The sequence below is a fragment of the Enterobacter sp. ECC-219 genome (assembly GCF_043966805.1).
In the GTDB taxonomy this organism is placed as follows: domain Bacteria; phylum Pseudomonadota; class Gammaproteobacteria; order Enterobacterales; family Enterobacteriaceae; genus Enterobacter; species Enterobacter cloacae_N.
On record NZ_CP143680.1, the window covers coordinates 1058408 to 1082840 of the forward strand.

Here is a 24433-nt window from a genome sequence, read left to right on the forward strand (position 1 = left end):
CCTAGCCTGAACTGTTACTGTTCGCTTTCATCGGTATATCGTTTCGCTTTATATGCCGGGTGCATCAGGTTCTGGGCCGAGAAGATATCGTCCAGCTCAGCTTCGGTCAACAGCCCGCGCTCCAGCACGACTTCACGAACACTCTTACCGGTTTCGGCACAAATCTTACCAACGATGTCGCCGTTGTGGTGGCCGATGAACGGGTTGAGGTAAGTGACGATCCCGATGGAGTTGTAAACATAACCTTCACAGACTTCTTTATTCGCCGTGATGCCGTTAATGCATTTTTCCAGCAGGTTGTAGCAGGCGTTGGTCAGGATGTGAATAGATTCAAACATCGCCTGGCCAATTACCGGCTCCATCACGTTCAGCTGCAGCTGACCCGCTTCAGAGGCCATGGTCACGGTTGTATCGTTACCGATGACTTTGAAGCACACCTGGTTCACCACTTCTGGCACAACCGGGTTCACCTTGGCTGGCATGATGGACGAACCGGCCTGCAGTTCTGGCAGGTTGATTTCGTTCAGGCCAGCGCGCGGACCGGAAGAGAGCAGGCGCAGGTCATTACAGATTTTGGACAGTTTCACCGCCAAACGTTTCAGGGCGCTGTGTACCATCACGTAGGCACCGCAGTCGGAGGTGGCTTCAATCAGGTCTTCCGCAGGCACAACCGGCAGGTTAGACACTTCCGCCAGCTTCTGAACCGCCAGCTGCTGATAGCCATCCGGGGTGTTCAGACGCGTACCGATGGCGGTTGCGCCCAGGTTCACTTCCAGCAGCAGCTCGGAGGTGCGCAGCAGGTTTTTAGTTTCTTCGTTCAGCAGCACGTTAAACGCGTGGAACTCCTGGCCCAGCGTCATTGGCACCGCGTCCTGCAGCTGGGTGCGACCCATTTTCAGGATGTCCTGGAACTCAACCGCTTTACGCTGGAAGCCATCACCCAGTTGGTTGATAGCATCTACCAGTTTCACTACAGAGGCATACACCGCGATACGGAAGCCGGTAGGATAGGCGTCGTTGGTGGACTGGCATTTGTTAACGTGGTCGTTCGGGTTCAGGTACTGGTATTCACCTTTCTGGTGACCCATCAGCTCCAGGCCAATGTTTGCCAGTACTTCGTTCGTATTCATGTTGACGGAGGTACCCGCGCCGCCCTGATAGACGTCAACCGGGAACTGGTCCATACATTTGCCGTTGTTCAGCACTTCATCGCAGGCAGCGATAATCGCATTTGCCGCGCTTTTAGGAATGGTTTGCAGCTCTTTGTTCGCTAGCGCTGCGGCTTTCTTCACCATCACCATGCCACGGACAAACTCAGGGATGTCGCTGATTTTGCTGTTGCTGATGTAGAAGTTTTCAATCGCTCTCAGAGTGTGAACACCATAGTAGGCATCCGCTGGAACTTCCCTGGTACCCAACAAGTCTTCTTCGATACGAATGTTGTTTAACATGTGAACCTTCTTTTCAAGCTGCCGATGGATTGTACTAAACACACAGTATTTATGTGGTTTTGAATATTTTCTGGCCGACGATTATTCCCTCAATCAGCCAGATGTTCGAGATCATATGCTGATGATAGCGAATTGCCGTAAGCTGGATCACTTATTATCGAGCCGATTCCATGATAATTATTAATCTGTGAAATGGGTCACCGCTTTAATATTTCCAAAAAAAATATCCGTGCAAACCGATTGAATTTTCGCTAACCGTCACCATCTCATACAAACGCGCGTCGCGAACACATTCAGACAGGGGCCCGACGGCACCTGCCCAACAGGAGATGCCAGTGCGCTGGATACCGTTTATTGCCTTCTTTCTCTATGTTTACATTGAGATTTCAATTTTTATCCAGGTTGCCCACGTGCTGGGCGTCCTGCTGACGCTGATTCTGGTGATTTTCACCTCGGTGATTGGTATGTCACTGGTGCGTAACCAGGGTTTCAAAAATTTCCTGATAATGCAGCAGAAGATGGCCGCAGGCGAAAGCCCGGCAGAAGAGATGATCAAAAGCGTGTCGCTGATTATTGCGGGCCTGCTGCTGATCCTGCCGGGGTTCTTCACCGACTTCCTCGGCCTGCTGTTGCTGTTGCCGCCGGTTCAGAAGCACCTGACCATGAAGCTGCTGCCGCATCTGCGCTTTAGCCGCATGCCGGGCGGCGGGTTCAGCACAGGGCCAGGCGATACTTTTGAAGGGGAGTATCAGCGTAAGGATGACCAGCGCGATCGTTTAGATCATAAAGACGATCGTTGATTTTTTTGGCCCGGTGACGCGTCGCTTACCGGGCCTGCAGATTTTACCGCTTCGGTAAAAACGCCCACAGCCCCGCCAGCATGACGATGGCGTACACACTCTTCCATCCCACCATCGCCAGCAGCAGCAGGCAAAGCACACCCCCGAAAACCGCCAGTGCCTTATAGCGCCCTTTAAGCAGACGACAACCCGCCAGCATGCACAGCAGGTAGATCATGATGAAAATGCCGTTGGCGTAGACGATCAGCGCATCAAGGTTGATGTCGAGAATATAAATGCACAGCGAGCTCAGCACACAGCAGCCCAACACGGCATTCAGCGCATTAACCGGGAGTCGACGTTTAGACAAACGTGCAAGGCGGCTCTCCGGTTTGTAGAGTGCCTGCGACCACACCAGACGGGCGAAGCTCTGGATATAAATATTGAGGCTGGCGAAGCAGGCGAGATAGCCAATCACGCAGGCCACCCATAGCGCCTTCACACCGAACAGTTCAACCACGATACCCGGTAGCGATGCGGCAGCGGCTTTATCTTCGCCGAACGCGTTGAAGTGCAGCACCAGCACGGTACAGGCCCAATATACGGTGCCCGCCAGCAGCAGGCCAATCATCAGGGCGCGGGGAAAATCACGCTCGGGCTGTTTAAACTCGGAGGCCAGGTGCGCGAACGCTTCAAGACCAACGAAACACCAGAACATGACGGATAACGCAGCGAAAAGCTGAGAATGGTCGATATCGTTTATCGCAGGGAAAGGGATATCCGCCACGGTAATGTCACCCGCAAACCAGATGGCGACGATCAGCGCGACGATCAACACGGCAACCAGCGTTTGCAGATTCGCGCTTGAACTGGCCCCGCGCGAGCCCACCCACCAGACAATCGCCAGCGTTCCCAGTTCAGCCAGCAGCAGCTGTTCGTCGTGCCAGCCAAACAGCGCCTGCCCAAAGCCGGTGGCGATATGCAGGGCTGCCGGAAGGCCAACGGGTATGACCGACAAAAACAGCCAGCCGGTCACGCGCTCCATACGCGGACCAAACGCCATGCCGACAAAATGCGCCACGCCGCCCGCGCTGGGGAAATGTCGTCCAAGGATGGCAAACACAATCGCCACCGGGAACACCAGCAGGATCAGCACCGGCCATGCCCAAAGGCTATTATTTCCGGCGACCAGCGCCGCCAGTGCCGGTACGGCAAACACGCCCGTCCCTAACAAGGAGGTTGAAAGCAGGCCAACGCCCTGCGCCAGCCCCAGCTCCTGCCTGAGTCCACTCATTTACCCTGTCCTGCCGCCATCAAAAGAGAGTGGATGGTAACACTTTCGCAAATTTTTTTTCTATTCCCCCTTGAAGGGGTAAAAAGCTATCCCCATCTCTCAGGGCACTAGTCGGAAAACCGCATGCGGGCCGGCGTCATCCATAACTGATAATGACTTTCTCAAAGGAGAGCTATCAATGAGTATTCGTCCGTTACATGATCGTGTGATCGTCAAACGTAAAGAAGTTGAAACCAAGTCTGCTGGCGGCATCGTTCTGACCGGTTCTGCAGCAGCCAAATCAACGCGTGGCGAAATCATCGCTGTCGGTAAGGGCCGCATCCTGGAAAACGGAACTGTGCAGCCGCTGGACGTTAAAGTTGGTGACATCGTAATTTTCAACGATGGCTACGGCGTGAAATCCGAGAAGATCGACAATGAAGAAGTGTTGATCATGTCCGAGAGCGACATTCTGGCAATTGTTGAAGCGTAATTTACGCACGAGAATTTGAGGAAATAAGAACATGGCAGCTAAAGACGTAAAATTCGGTAACGACGCTCGTGTAAAAATGCTCCGCGGCGTAAACGTACTGGCAGATGCAGTTAAAGTGACCCTGGGCCCGAAAGGCCGTAACGTAGTGCTGGATAAATCCTTCGGCGCGCCAACCATCACTAAAGATGGTGTTTCTGTAGCACGTGAAATCGAGCTGGAAGACAAGTTCGAAAACATGGGCGCGCAGATGGTGAAAGAAGTTGCCTCCAAAGCGAACGACGCTGCGGGTGACGGTACCACCACCGCGACCGTTCTGGCGCAGGCAATCATCACCGAAGGTCTGAAAGCCGTTGCTGCGGGCATGAACCCAATGGATCTGAAACGTGGTATCGACAAAGCTGTCGCATCCGCTGTTGAAGAACTGAAAGCGCTGTCCGTACCTTGCTCTGACTCTAAAGCCATTGCACAGGTTGGTACCATCTCCGCTAACTCCGACGAAACCGTAGGTAAACTGATCGCTGAAGCGATGGATAAAGTCGGTAAAGAAGGCGTGATCACTGTTGAAGACGGTACCGGTCTGGAAGACGAACTGGACGTGGTTGAAGGTATGCAGTTCGACCGCGGTTACCTGTCCCCATACTTCATCAACAAGCCGGAAACTGGCGCTGTTGAGCTGGAAAGCCCGTTCATCCTGCTGGCTGACAAGAAAATCTCCAACATCCGCGAAATGCTGCCAGTGCTGGAAGCCGTTGCGAAAGCAGGCAAGCCGCTGGTTATCATCGCTGAAGACGTTGAAGGCGAAGCGCTGGCGACTCTGGTGGTTAACACCATGCGCGGCATCGTGAAGGTGGCTGCGGTTAAAGCACCTGGCTTCGGCGATCGCCGTAAGGCAATGCTGCAGGATATCGCTACCCTGACCGGCGGTACCGTGATCTCTGAAGAGATCGGTATGGAGCTGGAAAAAGCGACCCTGGAAGACCTGGGCCAGGCAAAACGCGTTGTGATCAACAAAGACACCACCACCATCATCGACGGTGTGGGTGAAGAAGCTGCTATTCAGGGCCGTGTTGGTCAGATCCGTAAGCAGATCGAAGAAGCCACTTCCGATTACGACCGTGAAAAACTGCAGGAGCGCGTAGCGAAACTGGCTGGTGGCGTTGCGGTAATCAAAGTCGGTGCGGCGACCGAAGTTGAAATGAAAGAGAAGAAAGCACGCGTTGACGATGCCCTGCACGCGACCCGTGCTGCGGTAGAAGAAGGCGTAGTTGCTGGTGGTGGTGTCGCGCTGGTGCGTGTAGCTGCTAAACTGGCTGGCCTGACCGCACAGAACGAAGATCAGAACGTGGGTATCAAAGTTGCGCTGCGCGCAATGGAAGCCCCTCTGCGTCAGATCGTGTCCAACGCCGGTGAAGAGCCGTCTGTGGTTGCGAACAACGTGAAAGCGGGCGAAGGTAACTACGGTTACAACGCTGCAACTGAAGAATACGGCAACATGATCGACTTCGGTATCCTGGACCCAACTAAAGTGACCCGTTCTGCTCTGCAGTACGCGGCATCTGTAGCTGGCCTGATGATCACTACCGAGTGCATGGTGACCGACCTGCCAAAAGGTGACGCGCCTGACTTAGGTGCTGCTGGTATGGGCGGCATGGGTGGAATGGGCGGCATGATGTAATCATGTTGTTCTGAACCTCTCAGAACGAACCCCGGGCAGAAATGCCCGGGGTTTTTTATTGCCGCTACTCAAATGTTCCTTTCACGCACGCTACGCCTTCGCGCACCATCTGGCGGCCTTTCGCCCAGACCTCGCGGATCTTCAGGTCATCCGTCAGCACCAGGAAATCGGCATCGCATCCGGGCGCGATCCGCCCCTTATGCTCCAGCCCGAGAAACTCCGCCACGTTACGCGTAAACGGCAGAAGCGCCTCCTCCAGCGGCAGGTGATACCGGCTGACCAGCTGCTGTAGGGTGTCGGGCAGGGACTCGAAGCCCGCTACGCCAATGCCCACCAGATTGCCGTTTGCATCAAAAATCGGCTGGCTGCCGTTACCGTCCGAGCTGAGCGTAAGCCGGTTAAACGGCACCTGCGCTTCACGGGCCGTCACGATGGCGGTGGCGGCATCAAGGGGCTCTCGGATGCTGGTGGTAATGTCGATATAACCCCCTTCGCGGGCATAGTTCAGCGCGGCGAGGAACAGCGTCTGGTCGCGGTTAACGTGGGTTGGCAGCAGCTTCGTGCGAGGAACGTCGGCGTTATCGAGGATGTTATACAGCGGCTCCAGCAGCTTCGGGCTGTTGCCGAGGTGAAACACGGATATGCCGGCTTTGGCACCCAGCAGTCCGCCGACGCGCGACTGGGCGGCCATATTCGCGAGCTGGTCATCCGTCGGTGCGGAGGAGCGATGGTCGGAAATCGCGCATTTCACGCCGATGATTTTATCAATCAGTGCCACATCCTTTTCGACACTGCCGGTAATCGTCGGAGAAGGCAGCCCGTACGCGCCTGTCAGCATCCACGCGCTGATCCCTTCGTGCTCAAGCGCCCGCGTTTTTGCCAGCAGGGATTCGGGATGGCGGGTTACGCCGTCGGTACCCAGCAGTCCAACAACGGAGGTGATGCCCGCCGCCACAAGCGCGGATAACCGCACCTCCGGCGTCCGGGTGTGCGGGCCAGCTTCACCGCCGCCGCCGATCAGGTGCACGTGCTGATCGATAAAGCCCGGGCAAACCACCGCCCCGGCGAGATCGCTTTCAGGACAGTTAAGCTGTGTTGTTGCGCGATCCGTTTTTTCAATCGCGACGATTTTTCCCCCGGCGATCAGCAGATCGCAACGTCCCCGATCCTCCGGCGCGTAAAGGTGCACATTGCGGAAAAGATGGGGTTCCAGCACTGAAAAATCCATTTTTATCTCCTCAGAAGAGTAGCTGCATTACCCACATTGAGAGCAGGGCGTTAATGACGCAGACAGTAATGATGTGCGGGTAATATTTGGGGTTCACCCCTGCGGTACCCAGGCAGCGGCCCGTGTTTTGTACCGGATTGCCCATCAGATAGATGGCGGGAAGCAGGACGGTGGCATCGTGGCCGTTGAGCGTGCCGGCAGCCACCAGGCTGGCGCAGACCCCCACGCCGCCGCCCATACTCATCACTGAGGCCAGAAGGACCGTTGCCGCCGCGCCCGGAAGCCCCCACAGCGCCATGATCGGCTCGCAAATATTGCCAACAATATCCAGCAGGCCGGTCACCTTGAGCGCCTGAATGATGACAAACGCCATAACCACGTTAGGCAGCAGGCTGGTGGTGGCGATGGTAAAGCCTCGGCGGGCGCCATCAATAAACATGTCCATGATATTTTTACGCGGCTGGGCGATCATTTTTTTCCTCCTGAATACAACGATCTTCCATGTGGGCGATCCACAGGCGCAGGAAGTTCGCGCCAACAAATTTAAACACCAGTATGACGGCAAGCGGCGTAATCACCGGGACGGTAATGAAGGTAAAAAGTGCGGCACCGGAAGAAAAATAGTTGGTAATGATGGCGCTACCGCTGGTCTGGAAGGTGGCGAAAATGGCGCGCTCGCGATCGGTAATTGCCCCTTCGTCGGTCAACTCTTTGGTCATCCCTGCTGCGGCATCGGTATTTTGCAGGTTGGCGATGAGGGCCAGAGAGCAGATGCCCGGTACGCCAAGCAGCGGGCGCAAAATGGGCGTCATTAGCTGTTGTGCGGCACGCAGCCCGCCCAGCCCCTCGGTGACGGCAATGATCCCGAGCGACAAAATGACCGAAGGCGCCAGTTCAAGGGCAAATAAGAAACCGTCTTTCGCCCCCGTACCGCCCTCGCCGCGAAATGTTAGTGCGCCGTTCACCGGACCAAAGCTGCCGTTTAAGACAGTAAAATCCAGCACGCGCCACCATTCGGTACTTTTGGCGAAAAAGCCTGAGAAAAATACGATGGTGAGCACAAACGCCAGATAGCCCACCCATGTTACCTTTTCCTCTCCTGAGGATGATGCACTCATGAAACCCCCTGTTTTAATCGCGTACAAAAGTTGTACGTCGCAACACTAAAAACGATCGGGGGCTAAAACACGATATCCCAAAGGGCATTATCAGAATTCATTTATGATATCGGAGGAGTAGCGTACGGAATCTGGCTCGCAGAAATGCGCGGGGATTTTTCTTTTAGTCATCTTTTAGGTATAAGATTTACACACGGACAATTACTGTCCTGCTTATTGAAAACGAGGAATAACATGCGCGTAAAAGTCTGTGCAGGGATCGTAGGAGCAGCATTGCTGCTGGCGGGTTGTAGCTCCAGCAATGAACTGTCGGCAGCGGGCCAGGGCGTTCGCTTTGTGGAAGATAAGCCAGGCAGCGAATGCCAGCTGTTAGGCACGGCCACCGGTGAACAAAGTAACTGGATGTCGGGTCAGCACGGTGAAGAAGGCGGCTCTATGCGCGGCGCGGCGAATGCCCTGCGTAACCAGGCTGCAGCTATGGGGGGGAACGTGATTTACGGCGTGAGCAGCCCGACGCAAGGAATGCTTTCCAGCTTCGTGCCGACGGCCAGCCAGATGAGCGGCCAGGTTTATAAGTGCCCGAACTGAGTTTACTTTCTGATGGCGCTGCGCCCCACCTCGTAGGGCAGGTAAGCGTAGCGCCACCTGCCTTTTAGCGCTGCCGCAGTTGCAAATCCAGCGGCGTCTTACTCGGCTCTCCGCCAATCTCGCGTGCCAGTTTCGGCACCATATACCCTGAAACCAGCGTTAACAGCTCGCGCATAATCTGTCGGGCTTCCTCATCCGTCACCATGAAGTGTGCCGCACCCTGCACGCGATCCAGTACGTGCAGGTAATAGGGCATCACGCCTGCGTCAAACAAGGCGTTGCTGAGATCGGCCAGTGCGCGGGCATTATCGTTCACGCCGCGCAGGAGGACGCTTTGGTTGAGCAGAGTGACGCCCGCCTTACGCAGACGCGCCATCGCCGCGCGAAATTCATCGTCGATTTCGTTCGCGTGGTTGATATGGTTTACCAGCAGCACCTGCAGACGGGACTGCTCCAGGCGCGCAACCAGGCCGTCAGTGATACGTGCCGGAATGACAATCGGTAAACGGCTGTGAATGCGCAGACGTTTGATGTGCGGGATGGCTTCAAGCTGCGTCAAAAGCCAGTCCAGCTCATGATCTTTTGCCATCAGCGGGTCACCGCCGGAAAAAATAATCTCATCCAGCTCTGGATGGGCGGCGATATAGTCCAGCGCAACCTGCCAGTTACGCTTATTTCCCTGGTTTTCGGCGTACGGGAAGTGCCGACGGAAGCAATAACGACAATTAACCGCGCAGCCGCCTTTTACCAGCAGCAGGGCGCGATTGAGATATTTGTGCAGTAAACCCGGCACCACGCTGTTCTGCTCTTCCAGCGGATCGGTGCTGTATCCCGGCGCTGTAATAAACTCATCCTGTGACGTAAGCGTTTGTTTTAATAAAGGATCGTCTGGATTGCCTTTTTCCATGCGCGCAACAAACGCGCGGGGAACGCGCAGGGCGAAAAGTCGCTTTGCCTCGCGGCCTGCAAGCAACTCCGGGTGCTGATCGAGGTCTAAAAGACGCAGCAATTCATCAGGACTGGTGATTACATCGGCAAGTTGCGATAACCAATCTTCTCTGGACGGGGTGTTTAGGGTTACAATATGCGCCATTTTGTGGCTTAGCTACCAGTTAACAAATTTAGAGGGCCTTATGGCAACGTACTATAGCAACGATTTTCGTGCTGGTCTTAAAATCATGATGGACGGCGAACCGTACGCGGTTGAAGCCAGCGAATTCGTTAAACCAGGTAAAGGCCAGGCATTCGCACGCGTTAAGCTGCGCCGCCTGCTGACCGGTACCCGTGTTGAGAAAACCTTCAAATCTACTGACTCTGCTGAAGGCGCTGATGTTGTCGATATGAACCTGACTTACCTGTACAACGACGGTGAGTTCTGGCACTTCATGAACAACGAAACGTTCGAGCAGCTGTCTGCTGACGCGAAAGCAATTGGCGATAACGCGAAGTGGTTGCTGGATCAGGCTGAGTGCATCGTGACCCTGTGGAACGGCCAGCCTATCGCTGTTACCCCACCAAACTTTGTTGAGCTGGAAATCGTTGAAACCGATCCAGGTCTGAAAGGTGATACCGCGGGTACTGGCGGCAAGCCAGCAACGCTCTCCACTGGCGCTGTGGTGAAAGTGCCACTGTTCGTTCAGATCGGTGAAGTGATCAAAGTGGATACTCGCTCCGGCGAATACGTATCCCGCGTGAAGTAATTTACGTCATGATTCGAGGCGCAGCGCCCGCTGCGCCTGATTTTTGCAGGCAGGGATGATGAAACGTACCGTTAAAATTCTGCTTCTGTTAGCGCTCTCCAGCGTACTGCTTTCCGGCTGTAACACCGCGCGTGGCATGGGGGAAGATATCCGGGACCTTGGACATATCATTTCCCACGCAGCCAGCTAGGCTCGTCTAATTTTCCTAAAAATGCTTCCTTTTCCGTCAACCGACGGGATCTTGTCTATTCTTAAGTTGCTATACACAAAACAACTTTGGCTATAAAAGGAAGATATTATGGTTAAGAAGACAATTGCAGCGATCTTTTCAGTCCTGGTGCTTTCTTCAGTGTTAACGGCCTGTAATACCACGCGCGGCGTCGGTCAGGATATTTCTGAAGGCGGTAGCGCGATCTCTGGTGCGGCAACGAAAGCTCAGCAGTAATGAACACACGGTACGGGACCGAATGGGTTTCGTACCGTCAGCTTTCTGACTCCTGCAAGGATAAAAAGGGTGAAAAGCGCGTATCCATATGCAGTTTCATGCGGATATTTCGTTTATAGGTATAAACCGTTTTGCCATTGATACTCAGGTGAGCAGCAATTTTTTGATTGCTCGCGCCGTCCATCCACAATGTCAGCACTTTCTCTTCCTGTCGGGTTAGCAAGGGAGCGGCCACAGTAGGTCTGTGCGTGCTTGCGCCCGAGATTAACGCGTCATTAATAACCGCCGCGAGTTCCTCAAGACGGGCATTTTTCATCAGCGAAGACCAGACCGGGAAGTTCTCCAGCCAGGCCGTCATGTCCCTGTCCTCTCCTGATTGCAGCATAATAAAGGGTAATTTTTCGCTGGCGTTCAGCAAGGACGAGAATTGCTGAAAATGGTGAATATCCTGGCGGAAACCATGCAGGTCAGCGATAACCAGCGCGGGTTTCCATTGCAGAATGTGTTCTCTGGCAAGGAAGAGATTGTTCAGCCCGGTCACAACGTAGTGCCCCGGGAACAAACCGGAATGATTGAGCCATGCTTCGAACCCGGTACGGGTGAAGTGACAACGGTCAATCAAAAGAATTTTGAACATATTTTATTCGCAATCGGCTAGTGGTTTGGCTTCCTGCCATCAGAAAGCACATCATCATAGAGAAGTCCGATGAGTAATAAATGCCTGAACTCCGCGCCTTACTGCGGCTATTTCTGGGCTTAACGCGATCAGCAGAAATTGATTGAAAAAAAATCGCACACTAACCAAAATATGGGGTGTTATCTGCCTTGCGGGACGACCCGTAAGCGCTTCCTTCATCGGGGACGGCCCCAACTTTTTTAAGTTAAGGAGCCTGATATGTCCTGGATTATTCTTTTGATTGCTGGCCTGCTCGAAGTGGTGTGGGCGATTGGCCTCAAGTACACGCACGGATTTACCCGCCTGACGCCCAGCGTCATTACCGTTACTGCGATGATCGTGAGTATTGTTCTGCTCTCGTGGGCGATGCGTTCCCTGCCGGTGGGAACGGCCTACGCCGTCTGGACGGGGATCGGTGCCGTAGGCGCGGCGATTACCGGCATTTTGCTGCTGGGTGAGTCAGCGAGCCTGGCGCGCATTGCCAGCCTCGCTCTGATTGTGGCCGGTATCATTGGACTGAAGCTCAGCACCCATTAATGGGGCTGTTTTACCCAGATGAGTTTCGATACATCAAACCCCTGCCGGGTCGCGACATCCAGCATCTGCTGTTTCATTTCTGACGAAATAGTTGGCGTGCGGGAAAGTATCCACAGATAGTCGCGATCTGGCCCGCAGACCAGCGCGTGACGGTACTCTCTGTCGAGCGCTATTACGTTATAGCCGCCATAAAACGGGCCGAAGAAAGAGACTTTGAGCGCGGCCCGTCGCGGGTCGCCAGTGAAGTAGGCTTTCCCAACCGACTGCTGCCACATCTCTCGATCGGGATTATAACCCCGGTTGATCACCTGAATACCGCCATCATCCATCAGGCTGTAATGTGCCGTGACCTTCTCCAGGCCTTGCTCAAACCGGTGATCGAGGCGTGCGATTTCGTACCATGTTCCGAGGAAGCGTTGTGCATCAAAAGGCGTGACGACGGTGACGCCAGGCGGTGGGGTAGGGGAACTGCAGGCAACAACTAAAAACGCGGCCGTCACTGCGGCGATAACAGGCAGAATGCGCATAGGAGTTTCCTTACTGTTTTTTGTTAAGTGTAGATGACAGCAGGAAAAAAGCGGAGCAATGTGCGGGATGTTTCGCCGGGTAAGCGTTAGCGCTACCCGGCAATGTTTTACTGCATCGCGTCAAGAATACGGTATGCCGCCTCAACTCGCGCCGGGTTCGGATAGCTTTTATTTGCCAGCATCACAATGCCGAGCTGCTTTTCAGGAATAAATGCCACGTAGCTGCCAAACCCGCCGGTTGAGCCGGTTTTATGCACCCATGAGGCTTTTACCGGAGGCGCCGGAGGATTCACTTCTCTCGCGGGCAACGGTGCCAGGGCAACCTTGTTATCGCTGCCTCCGACAACGGTTTTTACATCGACCGGCCAGTTGAGCATCTCCCAGCCCAGCCCCTGATACATAGCACCCACGCGCCAGTAGCGGGACTGCGCCAGCGTAATGCCTTGCTTCAGGGACGTATCCTGCAGCGCGCCAGGGGCCATGTTGGCCATCACCCAGCTTGCCATATCCTGCACGTTGGTTTTCACGCCATACGCCTCTGCGTCCAGCATGCCCGGTGAAACGTGGACCGCTTTACCGTCACGATATCCCCAGGCGTAATGCGCCTCCTCCGCTTTCGGAACATTAATCCAGGTATGGTCGAGCTTGAGCGGCTTAAAGACCCGCGTCGTCATGGCCTGCTCATAGCCCATGCCGGAAGGTTTGGTCGCCAGCGCGCCAAACAAACCGATGCTGGCATTAGCATAAAGACGCGTGGTGCCCGGCTTCCACTGCGGCTGCCAGTTTTGATAGAAGCGCAGCAGGGAGGCGTTATCCGTGACCTCATCCGGTACCTGTAACGGCAGACCTCCTGCTGTATAGGTTGCCAGATCCAGCATGCGAATTCCCTGCCACTGCTTGCCTGTCAGTTCAGGCCAATATTTGGTTACCGGATCGCCCAGCGATATTTCGCCGCGGGCAATGGCATCGCCTCCCAGCACGCCGGTGAAGGTTTTACTTATAGAGCCCAGCTCGAACAGGGTTTGCGGGGTGACGGGCTTGTTCGCCGCGATGTCGGCTTTTCCGAAGGTAAAGTAGCGTGGCTGGCCCTGATAAATCACGGCCACCGCCATGCCAGGAATGGCTTGCGCTTTCATCAGCGGCGTAACGGTACGTTCCACCACGTCAGCCAGCTGTTTTTCTGACATCGGGGCAGCTAATACCGAGCAGGAGGTGCTGAGCAGCAGGGCGCAGCAAAGGGATTTTGTCATCATCATTTATCTTCCGTAATAGCAGGTCAAGGGAGTGTCCGGGCCCGACAGACCGCTGTAGTCTGTTGGATTTGACTATGGCTGACAAACGGTTAAATTTAGCATGAGCTGTTAATTTTTCTAACGGATGGAACGATGACCCGCAGCTATCTCCCACTTAATTCGCTTCGCGCCTTCGAAGCGGCCGCCCGGCATCTCAGTTTTACGCATGCCGCGATAGAGCTGAATGTCACCCATTCAGCCATCAGCCAGCACGTTAAGGCGCTGGAACAGCATCTGAATTGTCAGCTGTTTGTCCGCGTTTCGCGCGGCCTGATGCTGACCACGGAGGGGGAAAATCTGCTGCCGGTGCTGAATGATTCATTCGATCGTATCGCCGGAATGCTGGATCGCTTTGCCAGCCAGCGCGCCCAGGAGAAGCTAAAAATCGGCGTGGTTGGGACTTTTGCTACGGGTGTTTTATTCTCTCAGCTCGCAGACTTTCGCCGCTGTTATCCGCATATCGATCTCCATCTTTCCACCCATAACAACCGCGTCGATCCGGCGGCTGAAGGGCTTGATTATACGATCCGCTACGGCGGTGGAGCGTGGCACGGCACCGAGGCGCACTTCCTGTGCCCCGCACCGCTGGCGCCGCTTTGCTCGCCCGAAATCGCCGCCGTGCTCCACTCTCCGACCGACATCCTGAAGTTTACCCTGTTGCGCTCTTACCGACGCGACGAATGGTCGGCATGGATGCAGGCGGCAGGCGAGCATCCTCCCTCGCCAACGCACCGGGTGATGGTATTTGATTCGTCTGTCACCATGCTGGAAGCCGCGCAGGCAGGTATGGGCATTGCCATTGCGCCTGTCGATATGTTTACCCATTTGCTGAACAGCGAGCGTATTGTGCAGCCGTTTACAACGCAAATTGATCTGGGCAGTTACTGGTTAACGAGACTGCAGTCGCGGGCTGAAACGTCCGCAATGCGTGAATTTGCCCAGTGGCTGGTGGGAAAGATGAAGAAATAAAAGGCCCGCCGGATGGCGGGCCAGAAGCGTCAGATAGTGACAACCGCAATCAGCGTCACCACGGTCAGGATGGTTGCCAGCCCGTAGAATACCCATTTACCGCTCGGCACATGGATTTTCAGGTCATGCATCGCATGGTGAATACGGTGCAGACCGCACCACAATGGCAGGACGATCATCAGGAAGATGAACACGCGGCCGATAAAGCTGCTCGCAAACGCCAGCACGCGCTCGTAGCTCAGCGCATCGCCCGGGAACAGCCCCAGCGGCAGCATAATGCCGACCAGCAGGATGATAACCGGGGCGATGATGGCACTCCACATGCCGCCTGCGCCAAACAGGCCCCAGAAGACCGGCTCGTCTGAACGTTTTGGATTTGGATTGATCACAGTAGTCTCCTTACCAGAACAGTGCGACAAACAGAACGACCACAGTGACCAGGATCGTCACTGCCCACAGCCCTTTAATGACTGGCTCCGGCCCCATTTTTTCGTCTTTTATGATGATATTCGCCGCTTTTGGCGCCAGTTCAAACCAGGTTTTGGTATGAAGCAGCGCCGCCGCGAGCGCGATCAGGTTCAGAACTACGATGATTGGGTTTTGCAGGAACCCCACAAAGCTGGCCCAGGTTTCCGGCCCGTGTTTGAGGGCGAAAACGCCGTACATCAGCTCAAGGCTGAACCAGACCGCCGGTACCGCCGTGCCTTCACGCAGCATATAGAAGCGATAAAACGGCAGGTTTTTCCACCAGGTGGACGGCACTGGCCGCACGTAGGCTTTGCGTTTAGTCGTCATTATGCACTCCTTAGCGTGGTTTCAGGGTAGCGATAAGAAAGTCTTTCGAGCTTTCCACTTTACCCTGTTGAATGGCCGCGGCCGGGTCGACGTGCTTTGGACAGACTTCGGAGCAGTAGCCCACAAAGGTACAGGTCCAGACGCCGTTCTGACCGTTAAGCTGCGCCATACGTTCTTTTTTACCGTGGTCGCGGCTGTCTTCGTTATAGCGGTGCGCCAGGGTAATAGCGGCCGGGCCGATGAACTCCGGGTTCAGGCCAAACTGTGGACAGGCGGCGTAGCACAGGCCGCAGTTGATGCAGCCAGAGAACTGATGGTATTTCGCCATCTGCGCCGGCGTCTGGGTGTTCGGACCCTGGTCCGGCGTGCGTGGGTTGCCGATGATGTACGGCTTAATCGCTTCCAGACTTTCGATAAAGTGGGTCATATCGACCACCAGATCGCGCTCGATCGGGAAGTTGCCCAGCGCTTCAACCTTGATGCCCTTAGTGTAATCGCGCAGGAAGGTTTTACACGCCAGCTTCGGTACCTTGTTGACCATCATGCCGCAGGAGCCACAGATCGCCATGCGGCAGGACCAGCGGTAGCTCAGGTCCGGCGCCAGGTTGTCTTTGATATAGCCGAGCGCATCCAGCAGGGAGGTTTGCTCGTCATAGGGCACTTCATAGAAAGCGCTGTGGGGGGCGGTATCCACTTCCGGGTTGTAGCGCACCACTTCAACTTTCAGTTTTTGCATCTCAGCCATTCGCCTTCTCCTTCTTCTCGGCGGCTTCTGCTTCTGCGCCGTACACGCGTTTAGCCGGTGGCAGCGTGGTGATTTTCACGTCGCTGTAATCCAGACGCGTGGTGCCATCCGCATCGCGCCAGGCGAGAGTGTGTTTCAGGAAATTGACGTCGTCACGTTCGGTACAGCCTTCATCCAGACGCTGGTGTGCGCCGCGAGACTCTTTACGCGCCAGCGCAGAGTGCGCCATACATTCTGCGACGTTCAGGCCGTGGCCAAGCTCAATGGTATAGAGCAGGTCGGTATTGAAGACGCTGGAGGTGTCGGTGATGCGCACGCGCTTGAAGCGCTCCTGCAGTTCCGCCAGCTTGTCGACGGTTTTCTGCATCAGTTCCGGCGTACGGTAGATACCGCAGCCTTCTTCCATCGACAGGCCCATCTCGTCGCGGATCTTCGACCAGTTCTCGTTACCTTCCTGGTTCACCAGATCCTTCAGGCGTTTTTCAACGTCTGTGACCTGCGCATCCAGCGCCGCGCCGTTTGCTTCGCCTGCGGTCGCCGCACGCTCCATCGCGCGCTCGCCCGCCATGCGGCCAAAGACGACCAGCTCTGCAAGCGAGTTAGAGCCCAGGCGGTTGGCGCCGTGCAGGCCGACGGAGGAACACTCGCCTACGGCGAACAGCCCTTTAATGCGGGTTTCACACTGTTGGTCGGTTTCAATCCCGCCCATGGTGTAGTGCGCGGTTGGGCGTACCGGAATCGGCTCTTTCACCGGATCGACGCCGACATAAGCTTTCGCCAGTTCGCAGATGAACGGCAGACGCTCCAGCAGTTTCTTCTCGCCCAGGTGACGCAGATCGAGATAGACCACGTCGCCGCGCGGCGTGGAGATGGTGTTGCCCTTGCGCCACTCGTGCCAGAAGGCCTGAGAGACTTTGTCGCGCGGGCCGAGTTCCATGTATTTGTTCTTCGGCTCGCCGAGAGGGGTTTCCGGGCCCATGCCGTAATCCTGCAGATAGCGGTAGCCGTTTTTGTTGACCAGGATACCGCCTTCGCCGCGGCAGCCTTCCGTCATCAGAATGCCCGAGCCCGGCAGACCGGTTGGGTGATACTGTACAAACTCCATATCGCGCAGCGGCACGCCGTGGCTCAGCGCCATGCCCATGCCGTCACCGGTGACGATGCCGCCGTTGGTGTTGTAGCGATAGACGCGTCCCGCACCGCCCGTTGCCATCACCACCGCATTGGCACGGATCTGGACGAGGGTGCCTTCCATCATGTTCATCGCCACCAGGCCACGTGCATGACCGTCATCGACCAGAATGTCGAGGACGAAATGTTCATCAAAGCGCTGGATTTGTGGGAACTGAAGAGAGGTCTGGAACAGGGTGTGCAGCATGTGGAAGCCGGTCTTATCGGCGGCGAACCAGGTACGTTCGATTTTCATCCCCCCGAAGCGACGAACGTTGACGCTGCCGTCCGGACGGCGGCTCCACGGACATCCCCACTGTTCAAGCTGGGTCATTTCAGTTGGACAATGGTGTACGAAGTAGTCAACGACATCCTGTTCGCAAAGCCAGTCGCCCCCTGCAACCGTGTCGTGGAAATGGTATTCGAAGCTGTCATGATCCTGCGCAACGGCGGCGGACCCTCCTTCTGCTGCCACCGTGTGGCTGCGCATTGGATAGACTTTTGAAATCAATGCGATTTTAGCGTCAGGATTAGCTTGTGCTGCAGCAATCGCAGCACGTAATCCAGCCCCGCCAGCGCCTATTACGGCAAGATCGGCTTGAAAAGTTTGCACGACATTCCTCCAGATTTTTGTTATTTCGCAACGCGACAAACTAAAGGTAGTTCACCCGTCCACGCGGACGATTGCGAAAGCGTTTCCACTGCTCCTTTATGGGTAAAAGAGTATAACCGTGTAGACGTCAGGGAAATTTGACGTGTTCGATTTTTTTGCTGTTCTGTGCGGTGATTTATCATCGTGATTGATGAATTGCGTCACGTAATTGCTTACCTAAATGAAATGCGCTTTTTTACTGCGCAAAATTTGTCTCTGTCCCTGCTAACGAGTAGACTTCGTGCCCTTGTCTGAAATCGGAGAAAAACTCATGAGCGAAACGGCCACCTGGCAGCCGAGCGCATCCATCCCAAATCTGTTAAAACGCGCCGCAATTATGACGGAGATCCGCCGTTTCTTTGCCGACCGCGGCGTCCTGGAGGTGGAAACCCCGTGCATGAGTCAGGCAACGGTAACGGATATACATCTGGTCCCGTTTGAAACCCGTTTTGTTGGCCCTGGCCACTCTCAGGGCATGAATCTGTATCTGATGACCAGCCCGGAATATCACATGAAGCGCCTGCTGGCGGCGGGGTGTGGTCCGGTGTATCAGCTGTGCCGCAGTTTCCGTAATGAAGAGATGGGGCGTCACCACAACCCGGAATTCACCATGCTGGAGTGGTACCGCCCGCATTATGATATGTACCGCCTGATGAACGAGGTGGACGATCTGCTGCAGCAGGTGCTGGACTGTTCAGAAGCCGAAACGCTCTCCTATCAACAGGCCTTCCAGCGCCATCTGGAAATCGATCCGCTGTCGGCGGACAAAGCTCAGCTGCGTGAAGTGGCGGCAAAACTGGATCTGAGCAACGTGGCGGATACCGAGGAGGATCGTGACACGCTGCTGCAGCTGCTGTTCACCTTCGGCGTGGAACCGCAGATTGGTAAAGAACGTCCGACGTTTGTCTATCACTTCCCCGCAAGCCAGGCGTCTCTGGCGCAGATCAGCACCGAAGATCACCGCGTGGCAGAGCGTTTTGAGGTCTATTACAAAGGCATCGAGCTGGCGAACGGCTTCCACGAGCTGACCGACGCGCGCGAACAGCAGCAGCGTTTCGAGCAGGATAACCGCAAGCGCGCTGCGCGCGGTCTGCCGCAGCAGCCGATTGATACTAACCTGCTGGAAGCCTTAAAGGCGGGTCTGCCGGATTGCTCCGGCGTGGCGCTGGGGGTTGACCGTCTGGTCATGCTGGCGCTGGATGCCGAGCAGCTTGGCGATGTGATTGCCTTTACGGTCGATCGCGCCTGAAAAAATGCCGGGTGGCGCTGTGCTTACCCGGCATATATTACCTGTGGCAATATTCCTTTCCATTTCCGCACGGCGACATTAAAAACTGCCATTTTCTCTGTACACGGTTCTTTTTCTTAAATTGCCTCGCATAGCCACAATATTAGTCTGGTCATCTGCTACCATCCGCGCAGTTTAATTCCTCTTCGGATGGTTATATGTCCCAGTCACTCAAAAAGATGACCCTCACCGGGCTTATCCTGATGATTTTTACGTCAGTCTTTGGCTTTGCCAATAGCCCGTCGGCTTTCTATCTGATGGGCTACAGCGCGACGCCGTTTTATATCGTTTCTGCTCTGTTCTTCTTTATCCCGTTTGCGCTGATGATGGCGGAGATGGGCTCGGCTTACCGGAAAGAAGAGGGCGGTATCTACTCGTGGATGAACAACAGCATCGGTCCGCGTTACGCGTTTATCGGCACGTTTATGTGGTTCTCCTCCTACGTCGTCTGGATGGTCAGCACGGCGGCCAAAGTCTGGGTGCCGTTCTCAACGTTTCTTTTCGGGGCGGATAAAACGCAGATATGGTCTCTGGCGGGGCTGAGCTCCACGCAGGTGGTCGGTATTCTGGCGGTGTGCTGGATGGTGGTGGTCACGCTGGTGGCGTCAAAAGGCATCAACAAAATTGCCCGTATCACCGCCGTTGGCGGTATTTCCGTGATGTGCCTGAACCTGGTGCTGCTGCTGGCGAGTATCGCCATTCTGTACCTGAACGGCGGGCACTTCGCGCAGGAGGTGAACTTCGTATCATCGCCTAATCCGGGCTATCAGTCCGGGCTGGCCATGCTCTCCTTCGTGGTGTTTGCCATTTTTGCCTACGGCGGTATTGAAGCGGTAGGCGGGCTGGTCGATAAGACCGAGAACCCGGAAAAGAATTTCGCCAAAGGGATTATTTTTGCCGCCATCGTCATCTCCATCGGCTACTCGCTGGCGATTTTCCTCTGGGGCGTCAGTACCAGCTGGCAGCAGGTGTTGAGTAACGACACCACTAACCTCGGGAACATCACCTACGTGCTGATGAAAAGCCTGGGGATGACGTTGGGTAACGCCATGCACCTGACGCCGGAAGCATCGGCCACCATGGGGATCTGGTTTGCGCGCATTACCGGCCTGTCGATGTTCCTTGCCTATACCGGCGCGTTCTTTACGCTGATCTACTCGCCGCTGAAAGCGATCATTCAGGGCACGCCAAAAGCGCTGTGGCCGGCACGCATGACGCAGCTGAATACCGCAGGCATGCCTGCCAACGCCATGTGGATGCAGTGTCTGCTGGTGTGCGTGTTCATTCTGCTGGTGTCATTTGGCGGTGATACCGCGTCTGCGTTCTATAACAAGCTGACCCTGATGGCGAACGTGTCGATGACGCTGCCGTACCTGTTCCTCACCCTGGCGTTCCCGTTCTTTAAGGCGAAGCGGGACCTTGAGCGTCCGTTTGTGATCTTCAAAACCCGTGCGGCAACGCTGCTGGCAACTACGGTGGTGGTGCTGGTCGTGGCGTTTGCCAACATCTTTACCGTTATTCAGCCCGTGGTTGAGGCAAACGACTGGAACAGCGCGCTGTGGATGGTCGGTGGGCCGATCTTCTTCTCGCTGCTGGCGATGGGGATTTATGAGAATTACCGTCGGCGTTCAATGGCGTACGTCGCGGAAGTGGCGTAGCGGTAAAATGCCCCTCCCGAAAGGGAGGGGAGAAAGATTACAAGCTGCCCGCCGGGCGCGATCTTGCCGCCGACGTGAGCGTTTTACCCATCTTGCGTCCGTCCATACTTTCCAGACGCATCTGGAACGGTGGGAACGGCATATCAATACCGTGCTCGCGGAAGCCAGCCAGAATCAGCTGGTGGATCTCATGGCGCAGCGGCATACGGTGCCCCATTTCGGCAGCGTAAATACGCAGTTCGAAAATCTGGATCCCCTGCTGTAAATCGACCAGGAACACTTCCGGTACGGGATTATCGAGCACCAGCGTACAGCGTTCGGCGGCAGTGTAGAGGATCTGCGTGACCTCTTCGCTGTTGGCATCCGACGGCGCCGGTACCGTCAGCACCACGCGCGTAACGGAGTCCGACAGCGACCAGTTGATAAACTGCTCGGTAATAAACGCCTTGTTCGGCACGATGATCTCTTTACGGTCCCAGTCGCTGATCGTGGTGGCACGGGTGTTGATCTTCGTTACGCTCCCGGTCAGATCGCGGATCGTCACCGTATCGCCAATACGAATCGGCTTTTCAAACAAGATGATCAGGCCGGACACAAAGTTAGCGAAGATCTCCTGCATGCCAAAGCCAAGGCCAAACGTCAGCGCCGCTACCAGCCACTGCAGTTTAGACCACTCGATACCAATCATTGAGAAACCAACCATCCCGCCAAACAGCAGTATCAGGTATTTCGTAATGGTCGTAATGGCGTATCCCGTGCCGGGGGTTAAATCCAGATGCTGCAGCAGCGCCAGCTCCAGCAGTGCCGGGAAGTTACGCACCAGTTGGGTAGTGATGATCAGTACCAGAATGGCAATCAGCACCGCGCCTAAGGTGATCGGCTCCAGGCTTTCAACGCCCTGCACCGTGGACGTCACGTCCCACAGAGAGATATTCTCCAGGAAGCCAAACGCGGAATGAATTTCTGACCACAGGAAAATCACCGACAGAAGGGCAATCAGCATCAGGAGGGAGCGCACCAGGCGCAGAGACTGGGTACTGATGGCATCCAGATCCAGTTCGACCTCGTCGGCATCCATCGTGCCTTCCGTGCTGTTGACATGGGTTGGCTCTTCCTCACCCCGGGCACGCTGAGCGAGGATCTCCGCCCGGCGATGCTTGGCGCGGTCGAAGGCCAGGCGACGGCGCTGGATCAGCATCCCGCGACGGATCACGTGATACACCACCAGCAGCAGGAACCAGATCGCCACCGACGTTTCCAGTCGCGCCAGAAGTGCCTTCGAGGTTGCCAGGTAACCTACCGCGGCTGCCAGCATCGCAATCAGAGGGGCGCTCAGCAGGAGGTTCCAGAGCAGCCGGTTGAACATGTTGTCGCCGCTGCCGGATTTATCCAGATAGAGCGGTATCCCCGCGCGTTTCAGGCTGAGCGTCACGATGGCCAGCGCGCCGCAGATCAGCATAAAGCAGAGGCGGCCCAGCGAGCCTGAAAATTCCCGGTCGTTGAGATTATCAAACATGATCAGCGCCATAATCAGCGGCACAATCAGCCCGATGCTCATCAGGTAGTAGCGCATGGCGCGCGCCACGCGGTTACGCGGCCAGCCAAAGTGGGCAATGAACAGGCCATTCGGCCGTGCGAACGTGGCGCAAATCATCACCACCCACAGCAGCGGCACCGTAGCGGTGACGCCATCGCCAATGGCGACCGCGAGCGGATAGGGCCAGGCTTCCCGCAGGCCGTAGCCAAGCGTCATCCACAGCACCGGCAGCGGAGACGCGACGAGAATCGACCAGAACACGGTGCGCAACGTCAGCCAGAAGTGATCCTGAGTGACTTTCCCCACCCGCGCGCTGGAACGCTCCAGGAAGCGGGTGAAATGTCTGCGCGAGTAAATGCTGAAGCCCACCAGAACCAACGCGCCCAGCAGCGGGATTATCGTCTCTTTACTGGTCAGCATCATCACGCTGGCCTGTCCGAGCTGGCTGAAGGTGTCCAGCGAAATCAGGCGGCGCAGATCCTGAACGATCTCAATCGGCCACGAGAAGGTCATCGGACGCACGTCGGACGTCCAGAAGAGATAACGGTGCGTCGCCTCGTTCACCTCTTTCAGTGCGTCTTCCAGCTGGCTGTTAGACACCTTGAGCTTAGTCAGTTCCAGAATCAGCGTATCCCCGCCCTGCAGCAGGGAGTTCAGCAGCTCGCGCTGGGTGCGCAGCTGGGCTTCAAGAATACGGTTTTGCTCGCTGGTCAGGGGCTGTCCGTCAGCCTGACGGATCTGGCGAATTTGCGGCTGCTTATTGAGAAGATCTTCAAAGTGCAGTCGCTGCACGCGAAGCTGGGCCATCTCGGTATCCAGTTGCTGCGGCTTCGGCATTTCCGGCAGGCGTGCGACCTGGGCGCGTAACGCTTCGCCCAGCAGGTTTGATGACCCGAGCCACTGGGACTGCTCGCGCAGGGTGTTGAGCGCCTGGCGCACCTGCAGGGTTTGATTCGTCGCCTGGCGCTGCTGGGAGGCAACCAGATCCATACGCTGCGCCTGCTGATTCAGGGCGGCAGAAAGCTCGCGGTTGACCTTAAACTGATCGACGATACCTTCTGGCAGATTGGCACTGTTTTCCGCCAGCAGCTCGGTGCTTTCAAGCGCACGCTCGGCTTCGCGCTGACGCTGGCTGTTAAGCAAATTACGCAGGGCCTGAAGATACGCATCCAGCTGCTCGCTCTGCTTCTGAGCAAGTTCAGAGCGCATCCGCGCCAGCTCCTGGCGGTTGTTGGCGGAAAGCTGCGCCAGCTCCAGCTCATCCACAAGGGCCTTCAGACGAGCTGATTCGGCCTGCAGACCCAGATTTTGCGCCTGAGCCTGCGGCGTATTGCCGCTTTGCGTACCCACGCGACGCTCAACGTCGTTAAGCTGGCGGCGTGCGTCGGTTTGCTGCTGCGGAAGCTGGCTGAGGGAGTCGGCAATTTCACGCGCCCGCTCCTGCTCCTGCTGAGCCTGGCGGCTCTTTTCCAGAAGCTGGCTGCTCACCTGCAGGATTTCCTGATTCAGGGCGTCGGTGGTCATGCCTTCCGGCACATTGCGCGGCTCATCGCGCAGATTAGCGAGCTGCGCGCGCAGCGTTTGCGAGAGTTTAGGGAAGTTGTCGATAACCTGCTGATACTGCTGAGCGCGCTCAAGCGAGCCTTTCCGCTCTTCAAGCGCGTTCAGTGCGGACTGGAGCGACTCAACGGTCTCTGGCTGAGCGGGTTTAGCCGCTTTCGCCTGTTCCAGTTCCTGGGTTATCTGTTTGGCGTCGGGGGCTGTCGCTGCGTACGCCCCCATGCTGAGGCACCAGGCCATCAGTAAAACGATAATCGGGCGCACGTCAGCGATCCTT

General features: G+C 55.9%; 25 protein-coding genes. 11 read left to right on the plus strand and 14 right to left on the minus strand.

Annotated elements, in window-relative coordinates:
* Nucleotides 1-14: 14 nt before the first annotated feature.
* A complete protein-coding gene (gene aspA / locus V1603_RS04915; RefSeq protein ID WP_003855923.1) occupies nucleotides 15-1451 on the minus strand; it encodes an aspartate ammonia-lyase in 1437 nt (478 codons plus the stop codon).
* 335 nt (nucleotides 1452-1786) lie between these two features.
* On the opposite strand from aspA, the gene V1603_RS04920 reads away from it, so the two are divergent.
* Nucleotides 1787-2251 carry an FxsA family protein gene (locus V1603_RS04920; RefSeq protein ID WP_192984689.1) on the plus strand — a complete coding sequence of 155 codons (465 nt, stop codon included), beginning with the start codon at nucleotides 1787-1789 and terminating at the stop codon, nucleotides 2249-2251.
* A gap of 43 nt (nucleotides 2252-2294) precedes the next feature.
* On the opposite strand, the gene yjeH is transcribed toward V1603_RS04920, so the two are convergent.
* Nucleotides 2295-3524: an L-methionine/branched-chain amino acid transporter gene (gene yjeH / locus V1603_RS04925; protein WP_116344022.1), complete on the minus strand. Its 1230-nt coding sequence runs from the start codon at nucleotides 3522-3524 to the stop codon at nucleotides 2295-2297.
* Nucleotides 3525-3702: 178 nt separating this feature from the next.
* Here yjeH and V1603_RS04930 point away from each other — a divergent pair, with 178 nt between their 5' ends.
* On the plus strand, nucleotides 3703-3996 hold the full coding sequence (locus V1603_RS04930) for a co-chaperone GroES (protein ID WP_003855929.1): 294 nt from the start codon (nucleotides 3703-3705) through the stop codon (nucleotides 3994-3996).
* Between the two features lie 31 nt (nucleotides 3997-4027).
* Nucleotides 4028-5671 carry a chaperonin GroEL gene (gene groL, locus V1603_RS04935; protein WP_023310114.1) on the plus strand — a complete coding sequence of 548 codons (1644 nt, stop codon included), beginning with the start codon at nucleotides 4028-4030 and terminating at the stop codon, nucleotides 5669-5671.
* Nucleotides 5672-5735: 64 nt separating this feature from the next.
* Here groL and iadA read toward each other — a convergent pair whose 3' ends face one another.
* Genes iadA through V1603_RS04950 form a run of 3 tightly spaced genes read right to left on the minus strand, consistent with a single transcriptional unit; the run spans nucleotide 5736 to nucleotide 8017 of the window.
* The gene (gene iadA / locus V1603_RS04940; protein ID WP_116344021.1) at nucleotides 5736-6899 is read right to left on the minus strand and encodes a beta-aspartyl-peptidase; all 1164 of its coding nucleotides are present in this window, start codon (nucleotides 6897-6899) and stop codon (nucleotides 5736-5738) included.
* A 10-nt stretch (nucleotides 6900-6909) separates the two neighbouring features.
* The gene (locus V1603_RS04945; RefSeq protein WP_028015231.1) at nucleotides 6910-7371 is read right to left on the minus strand and encodes a YjiG family protein; all 462 of its coding nucleotides are present in this window, start codon (nucleotides 7369-7371) and stop codon (nucleotides 6910-6912) included.
* Nucleotides 7352-8017, minus strand: a complete 666-nt coding sequence (locus tag V1603_RS04950) for a nucleoside recognition domain-containing protein (RefSeq protein WP_116344020.1) — start codon at nucleotides 8015-8017, stop codon at nucleotides 7352-7354. Before V1603_RS04950 ends, V1603_RS04945 begins: the two co-directional genes overlap by 20 nt.
* Nucleotides 8018-8251: 234 nt before the next feature.
* Between V1603_RS04950 and V1603_RS04955 the strand changes: the two genes are divergently transcribed.
* Nucleotides 8252-8605, plus strand: coding sequence for a DUF4156 domain-containing protein (locus V1603_RS04955; RefSeq protein ID WP_014882205.1), 354 nt, complete (start codon nucleotides 8252-8254; stop codon nucleotides 8603-8605).
* A gap of 64 nt (nucleotides 8606-8669) precedes the next feature.
* Here V1603_RS04955 and epmB read toward each other — a convergent pair whose 3' ends face one another.
* Nucleotides 8670-9698 (minus strand): EF-P beta-lysylation protein EpmB, encoded by a 1029-nt coding sequence (epmB, locus tag V1603_RS04960; protein WP_116344019.1) that lies wholly within the window; start codon nucleotides 9696-9698, stop codon nucleotides 8670-8672.
* Between the two features lie 40 nt (nucleotides 9699-9738).
* Here epmB and efp point away from each other — a divergent pair, with 40 nt between their 5' ends.
* The 3 genes from efp to ecnB all read left to right on the plus strand — a co-directional run bounded on the left by efp (nucleotide 9739) and on the right by ecnB (nucleotide 10750).
* Nucleotides 9739-10305: an elongation factor P gene (gene efp / locus V1603_RS04965; protein WP_003855940.1), complete on the plus strand. Its 567-nt coding sequence runs from the start codon at nucleotides 9739-9741 to the stop codon at nucleotides 10303-10305.
* A gap of 58 nt (nucleotides 10306-10363) precedes the next feature.
* Nucleotides 10364-10495 (plus strand): entericidin A/B family lipoprotein, encoded by a 132-nt coding sequence (locus V1603_RS04970; RefSeq protein ID WP_395313970.1) that lies wholly within the window; start codon nucleotides 10364-10366, stop codon nucleotides 10493-10495.
* A gap of 108 nt (nucleotides 10496-10603) precedes the next feature.
* On the plus strand, nucleotides 10604-10750 hold the full coding sequence (gene ecnB, locus V1603_RS04975) for a lipoprotein toxin entericidin B (protein WP_003025482.1): 147 nt from the start codon (nucleotides 10604-10606) through the stop codon (nucleotides 10748-10750).
* A gap of 37 nt (nucleotides 10751-10787) precedes the next feature.
* Here the strand turns inward: ecnB and V1603_RS04980 are convergent, their stop codons facing one another.
* The gene (locus tag V1603_RS04980; RefSeq protein WP_116344018.1) at nucleotides 10788-11387 is read right to left on the minus strand and encodes a LuxR C-terminal-related transcriptional regulator; all 600 of its coding nucleotides are present in this window, start codon (nucleotides 11385-11387) and stop codon (nucleotides 10788-10790) included.
* A gap of 258 nt (nucleotides 11388-11645) precedes the next feature.
* On the opposite strand from V1603_RS04980, the gene sugE reads away from it, so the two are divergent.
* Nucleotides 11646-11963, plus strand: coding sequence for a quaternary ammonium compound efflux SMR transporter SugE (sugE, locus tag V1603_RS04985; RefSeq protein ID WP_061099494.1), 318 nt, complete (start codon nucleotides 11646-11648; stop codon nucleotides 11961-11963).
* Here the strand turns inward: sugE and V1603_RS04990 are convergent.
* Nucleotides 11960-12490 carry a lipocalin family protein gene (locus tag V1603_RS04990; protein WP_116344017.1) on the minus strand — a complete coding sequence of 177 codons (531 nt, stop codon included), beginning with the start codon at nucleotides 12488-12490 and terminating at the stop codon, nucleotides 11960-11962. The genes sugE and V1603_RS04990 overlap by 4 nt on opposite strands.
* Nucleotides 12491-12597: 107 nt before the next feature.
* A complete protein-coding gene (locus V1603_RS04995; RefSeq protein ID WP_233003445.1) occupies nucleotides 12598-13743 on the minus strand; it encodes a cephalosporin-hydrolyzing class C beta-lactamase ACT-159 in 1146 nt (381 codons plus the stop codon).
* A 132-nt stretch (nucleotides 13744-13875) separates the two neighbouring features.
* On the opposite strand from V1603_RS04995, the gene ampR reads away from it, so the two are divergent.
* Nucleotides 13876-14751, plus strand: coding sequence for a LysR family transcriptional regulator AmpR (gene ampR, locus V1603_RS05000; RefSeq protein ID WP_116344016.1), 876 nt, complete (start codon nucleotides 13876-13878; stop codon nucleotides 14749-14751).
* 29 nt (nucleotides 14752-14780) lie between these two features.
* On the opposite strand, the gene frdD is transcribed toward ampR, so the two are convergent.
* Genes frdD through frdA form a run of 4 tightly spaced genes read right to left on the minus strand, consistent with a single transcriptional unit; the run spans nucleotide 14781 to nucleotide 18074 of the window.
* Entirely contained in the window at nucleotides 14781-15140 is a 360-nt protein-coding gene (frdD, locus tag V1603_RS05005) for a fumarate reductase subunit FrdD (RefSeq protein ID WP_000609653.1), read from the minus strand.
* 10 nt (nucleotides 15141-15150) lie between these two features.
* Complete coding sequence (gene frdC / locus V1603_RS05010; RefSeq protein WP_116344015.1) at nucleotides 15151-15546, minus strand: fumarate reductase subunit FrdC; 396 nt, start codon at nucleotides 15544-15546, stop codon at nucleotides 15151-15153.
* A gap of 10 nt (nucleotides 15547-15556) precedes the next feature.
* Nucleotides 15557-16291, minus strand: a complete 735-nt coding sequence (locus tag V1603_RS05015) for a succinate dehydrogenase/fumarate reductase iron-sulfur subunit (RefSeq protein ID WP_041911494.1) — start codon at nucleotides 16289-16291, stop codon at nucleotides 15557-15559.
* The gene (gene frdA, locus V1603_RS05020) at nucleotides 16284-18074 is read right to left on the minus strand and encodes a fumarate reductase (quinol) flavoprotein subunit (RefSeq protein ID WP_116344014.1); all 1791 of its coding nucleotides are present in this window, start codon (nucleotides 18072-18074) and stop codon (nucleotides 16284-16286) included. Before frdA ends, V1603_RS05015 begins: the two co-directional genes overlap by 8 nt.
* A gap of 310 nt (nucleotides 18075-18384) precedes the next feature.
* Here frdA and epmA point away from each other — a divergent pair, with 310 nt between their 5' ends.
* Together epmA and yjeM are read left to right on the plus strand one after the other, a co-directional pair.
* The gene (gene epmA, locus V1603_RS05025; RefSeq protein WP_166709841.1) at nucleotides 18385-19362 is read left to right on the plus strand and encodes an elongation factor P--(R)-beta-lysine ligase; all 978 of its coding nucleotides are present in this window, start codon (nucleotides 18385-18387) and stop codon (nucleotides 19360-19362) included.
* 197 nt (nucleotides 19363-19559) lie between these two features.
* Nucleotides 19560-21059: a glutamate/gamma-aminobutyrate family transporter YjeM gene (yjeM, locus tag V1603_RS05030; RefSeq protein ID WP_233003390.1), complete on the plus strand. Its 1500-nt coding sequence runs from the start codon at nucleotides 19560-19562 to the stop codon at nucleotides 21057-21059.
* Between the two features lie 37 nt (nucleotides 21060-21096).
* On the opposite strand, the gene mscM is transcribed toward yjeM, so the two are convergent.
* Nucleotides 21097-24420 (minus strand): miniconductance mechanosensitive channel MscM, encoded by a 3324-nt coding sequence (gene mscM / locus V1603_RS05035; protein ID WP_233003391.1) that lies wholly within the window; start codon nucleotides 24418-24420, stop codon nucleotides 21097-21099.
* Between the last annotated feature and the right edge of the window lie 13 nt (nucleotides 24421-24433).

What these genes read in the sequence shown, in the direction of transcription:
- sugE (WP_061099494.1), top strand. Translation starts at nt 11,646, where the DNA reads ATGTCCTGGATTATTCTTTTGATTGCTGGCCTGCTCGAAGTGGTGTGG.
- V1603_RS05015 (WP_041911494.1), bottom strand. Translation starts at nt 16,291, where the DNA reads ATGGCTGAGATGCAAAAACTGAAAGTTGAAGTGGTGCGCTACAACCCG.
- V1603_RS04990 (WP_116344017.1), bottom strand. Translation starts at nt 12,490, where the DNA reads ATGCGCATTCTGCCTGTTATCGCCGCAGTGACGGCCGCGTTTTTAGTT.
- efp (WP_003855940.1), top strand. Translation starts at nt 9,739, where the DNA reads ATGGCAACGTACTATAGCAACGATTTTCGTGCTGGTCTTAAAATCATG.
- frdC (WP_116344015.1), bottom strand. Translation starts at nt 15,546, where the DNA reads ATGACGACTAAACGCAAAGCCTACGTGCGGCCAGTGCCGTCCACCTGG.
- groL (WP_023310114.1), top strand. Translation starts at nt 4,028, where the DNA reads ATGGCAGCTAAAGACGTAAAATTCGGTAACGACGCTCGTGTAAAAATG.
- V1603_RS04995 (WP_233003445.1), bottom strand. Translation starts at nt 13,743, where the DNA reads ATGATGACAAAATCCCTTTGCTGCGCCCTGCTGCTCAGCACCTCCTGC.
- V1603_RS04930 (WP_003855929.1), top strand. Translation starts at nt 3,703, where the DNA reads ATGAGTATTCGTCCGTTACATGATCGTGTGATCGTCAAACGTAAAGAA.
- V1603_RS04970 (WP_395313970.1), top strand. Translation starts at nt 10,364, where the DNA reads ATGAAACGTACCGTTAAAATTCTGCTTCTGTTAGCGCTCTCCAGCGTA.
- epmA (WP_166709841.1), top strand. Translation starts at nt 18,385, where the DNA reads ATGAGCGAAACGGCCACCTGGCAGCCGAGCGCATCCATCCCAAATCTG.
- aspA (WP_003855923.1), bottom strand. Translation starts at nt 1,451, where the DNA reads ATGTTAAACAACATTCGTATCGAAGAAGACTTGTTGGGTACCAGGGAA.
- ecnB (WP_003025482.1), top strand. Translation starts at nt 10,604, where the DNA reads ATGGTTAAGAAGACAATTGCAGCGATCTTTTCAGTCCTGGTGCTTTCT.
- ampR (WP_116344016.1), top strand. Translation starts at nt 13,876, where the DNA reads ATGACCCGCAGCTATCTCCCACTTAATTCGCTTCGCGCCTTCGAAGCG.
- epmB (WP_116344019.1), bottom strand. Translation starts at nt 9,698, where the DNA reads ATGGCGCATATTGTAACCCTAAACACCCCGTCCAGAGAAGATTGGTTA.
- iadA (WP_116344021.1), bottom strand. Translation starts at nt 6,899, where the DNA reads ATGGATTTTTCAGTGCTGGAACCCCATCTTTTCCGCAATGTGCACCTT.
- V1603_RS04950 (WP_116344020.1), bottom strand. Translation starts at nt 8,017, where the DNA reads ATGAGTGCATCATCCTCAGGAGAGGAAAAGGTAACATGGGTGGGCTAT.
- yjeM (WP_233003390.1), top strand. Translation starts at nt 19,560, where the DNA reads ATGTCCCAGTCACTCAAAAAGATGACCCTCACCGGGCTTATCCTGATG.
- V1603_RS04945 (WP_028015231.1), bottom strand. Translation starts at nt 7,371, where the DNA reads ATGATCGCCCAGCCGCGTAAAAATATCATGGACATGTTTATTGATGGC.
- V1603_RS04955 (WP_014882205.1), top strand. Translation starts at nt 8,252, where the DNA reads ATGCGCGTAAAAGTCTGTGCAGGGATCGTAGGAGCAGCATTGCTGCTG.
- V1603_RS04980 (WP_116344018.1), bottom strand. Translation starts at nt 11,387, where the DNA reads ATGTTCAAAATTCTTTTGATTGACCGTTGTCACTTCACCCGTACCGGG.
- yjeH (WP_116344022.1), bottom strand. Translation starts at nt 3,524, where the DNA reads ATGAGTGGACTCAGGCAGGAGCTGGGGCTGGCGCAGGGCGTTGGCCTG.